The sequence below is a fragment of the Mesorhizobium sp. M4B.F.Ca.ET.017.02.2.1 genome, assembly GCF_003998955.1.
GTDB classification, from domain to species: domain Bacteria; phylum Pseudomonadota; class Alphaproteobacteria; order Rhizobiales; family Rhizobiaceae; genus Mesorhizobium; species Mesorhizobium abyssinicae.
This window is the reverse complement of sequence record NZ_RZOF01000517.1, coordinates 1-2,882: the sequence shown is the minus strand read 5'-3', so window position 1 is coordinate 2,882 and position 2,882 is coordinate 1. Positions and strand designations below refer to the sequence as shown.

The window sequence follows — 2,882 nt, the reverse complement described above, 5'->3', positions numbered from 1 at the left end:
GCGGAACACGGCGATGCGCTCGGCAAGCTCGGCGGCGAGCGCGATGTCGTGGCTGATAAACAGCAGCGTCATGCCGTCCTCGGCCACCAGCCGCCGGATGAGCGACACGATCTCGGCCTGCACGATGGTGTCGAGCGCGCTGGTGGCCTCGTCGGCGATCAGCAGCGTCGGACCGGCGGCGATTGCAGCGGCGATCGCGACGCGCTGTTTCTGGCCGCCGGAAAGCTGATGCGGGTTGGCGCGCAGGACGGCGTCGGGATCGGGCAGACGGACGCGTTCGAGCAGGGTTTTGGCATGGGCGTAGGCTTGCGGCCAGGAGAGGCCGAGATGGGTGCGGGCGACTTCGGCAATCTGCTTGCCGACGGGCATGACCGGGTCGAGGCTGGAGGAGGGGTCCTGGAAGACGAAGCCGATGTCGCGACCGAGGCGGGGAGCTGTCTCACGAACGAGGAGAGGTTGCCGTTCTGTCGCGCCCCCCTCTGTCCTGCCGGACATCTCCCCCACAAGGGGGGAGATTGCCTTCTCATTACCGCTTTCGCCGATCACCGACGTTGAAAAAGAAGTGCCGGCGACGGAACTGCTGATCTCCCCCCTTGTGCGGGAGATGTCCGGCAGGACAGAGGGGGGCGCGAAGGAATGAGGCATTTGCAATTTCGGCATCGCCCATTCGATCGCACCTCCAATCCTGGCACCTCTCGCCAACACCCCCGCAACCGCCAGCGCCAGGGTGCTCTTGCCCGAGCCGCTCTCGCCGATGATCGCCAGGCGCTCACCGGCCTGGATCTCAAGGCTCACGCCCCTCAGCGCCGGCACCCCTCGGCCATCGCCGCGATAGCTCACCGTCAAATCGCGGATCGAAAGCAGTGCTGTCACGACAGGCTTCTCCGCACCGCCGTCGTCTCGACGACGCTTTCGCCGGCGAGGTAGACGCCGAGCACGGTCAGCACCAGGGCGATGCCGGGAATGATCGACAGGAAGGGCGCGGTGCGCAAGACGGCGCGGCCTTCGGCGATCATGGCGCCCCAGGTGACGCGGTTGGGGTCGCCCAGGCCGAGAAAGGACAGGGCGGCTTCCGTCAGGATCGCCGCCGCGACGATCACCGAGGACAGCGCCAGCACCGGCGGCAGCGCGTTGGGCAGCACTTCGCGAAAGGCGATCTCGAGCGGATGCATGCCGATGACGCGGGCGCTGGCGACATAGTCGCGCTCGCGAATGGAGAGGACTTCGGCGCGTGCGACGCGCGCCGGTCCGGTCCAGGCGCCGAGCGCGATGGCCGCAACGACTACGCCGAGTGAAGGGCCGACGATGCTGACGAAGGCCAGCGCCAGCAGGAAGCCGGGCACGGTCTGGAAGGCGTCGGTGATGCGCATCAGCACCTCGTCGATCAGGCCGCCGGCAAAACCGGCCAGCGTGCCGACCACCGCGCCGATCAGGAGTGCTGCGCCCGCCGCCGACAGCCCGACGGCCAGCGAGGTGCGGGCGCCGTGGAAAAGTTCGGCCAGCACGTCGCGGCCGAGGCGGTCGGTGCCGAGCGGCAGCGACCAGTTTTGGAATGGCGGCAGCAATGCCGGGCCTGCGATGGCCTGCGGGTCGCCGGGAAAGAGCAGCGGCGCGGTAAGCGCCATGGCGAAAAGCAAGGCGAGGATCGCAGCTCCGGCGATCGCTTCCGGGCTGCGAAGGAAACGATGCAGGCGGCTCATGCGCCGGCCTCACTGGCGCCGACGCGCGGATCGAGCAGGGCGTAGGCAAGGTCGACCAGGAGGTTGATCACGATGACGAGCACGGCGCTGGTGAGAATGATGCCGAGCAGCAGCGGCGTGTCGCGTCCGGCGACGGCTTCCTGCGACAGCCGGCCGAGGCCGGGTACGGCAAAGACGCTTTCTATGACGACGCTGCCGCCCAGCATCTGCGCCGACTGCAGGCCGAGCATGGTGATGAGCGGCAGCAACGCGTTGCGGGCGACATGGGCAAGCACGATGCGTCGGCGCGACAGCCCCCTGGCGCGGGCGGCGAGGACAAAATCCTGCCGCCAGGCCTCGGCCATGCCGGCGCGCATCATGCGCAGATAGAGCGCGAGGTAGATGAAGCCGAGCGCCGAGACCGGCAGCACGAGATGGGTGGCGATGTCGGCGGCCCGCGCCAGCCCGGTCTTGCCGGAGGCGATGGTCTCGATGCCGCCGATCGGCAGCCAGCGCAGGTCGACGGCGAAGACGACGATCAGCACCAGGCCGAGCCAGAAGCCGGGCACGGCATAGAGCGCCAGCGAGCCGATCGACAGGAAACGGTCCCGAAAGCTGCCGGGCTTTGCACCGGCATAGATGCCGAGCGCCGAGCCGAGGCCGAAGGAGAGCGCGGTGGCGCTGCCCATGAGGATCAGCGTGGTGGGCAGGCGCTCCAGAATGACGTCGCGGATCGGTCGCGAGAAGGTGACGGACTGGCCGAGATCGAGATGGCAGAGCGCCCAAAGATAGTTGGCGAGCCGCGTCAGTTCCGACTGGTCGAGGCCCCAGCGATGGCGCAGCACCTCGATCAGGCCGGCATCGCCGCCGGTCGAGACGATGTAGGCGTCGACCGCGTCGCCGGGGGCAGCTTCGAGCAGTAGGAATGTGCCGATGATGACGATCAAAAGCACGAAGACGCTGCCGACGAGACGGCGGCGGATGAGGGCGAGGGCGCGGGTCATGGCCAAGCCGCTCCAAGGCCAAGCCATGAACGCCGAGTTCTACGGCGCCCCCCTCTGTCCTGCCGGACATCTCCCCCACGCGGGGGGAGATCAGCTGGCACCGCGGCTTTCGCCAACCTCCAACGCTGCAGGAAAGTGCGAGGCGCCAAAGCCGCTAATCTCCCCCCTTGTGGGGGAGGTGTCCGGCAGGACAGAGGGG

The 2,882-nt window shown here is 68.3% G+C and carries 3 protein-coding genes; all 3 read right to left on the bottom strand.

Annotated features, from left to right (window positions below):
* The coding region (locus EN738_RS33070) for an ABC transporter ATP-binding protein (protein ID WP_245494844.1) at positions 1–840 on the bottom strand (840 nt) is incomplete at its 3' end.
* A 29-nt stretch (positions 841–869) separates the two neighbouring features.
* Positions 870–1,700, bottom strand: a complete 831-nt coding sequence (locus EN738_RS33065) for an ABC transporter permease (protein WP_127287220.1) — start codon at positions 1,698–1,700, stop codon at positions 870–872.
* On the bottom strand, positions 1,697–2,683 hold the full coding sequence (locus EN738_RS33060) for an ABC transporter permease (RefSeq protein WP_127287219.1): 987 nt from the start codon (positions 2,681–2,683) through the stop codon (positions 1,697–1,699). The genes EN738_RS33065 and EN738_RS33060 overlap by 4 nt, the downstream gene beginning before the upstream one ends.
* Positions 2,684–2,882: the final 199 nt, after the last annotated feature.

Bases quoted from the DNA above. Each gene is read 5' to 3' on its own strand.
- EN738_RS33065 (WP_127287220.1), bottom strand. From the start codon at position 1,700: ATGAGCCGCCTGCATCGTTTCCTTCGCAGCCCGGAAGCGATCGCCGGA.
- EN738_RS33060 (WP_127287219.1), bottom strand. From the start codon at position 2,683: ATGACCCGCGCCCTCGCCCTCATCCGCCGCCGTCTCGTCGGCAGCGTC.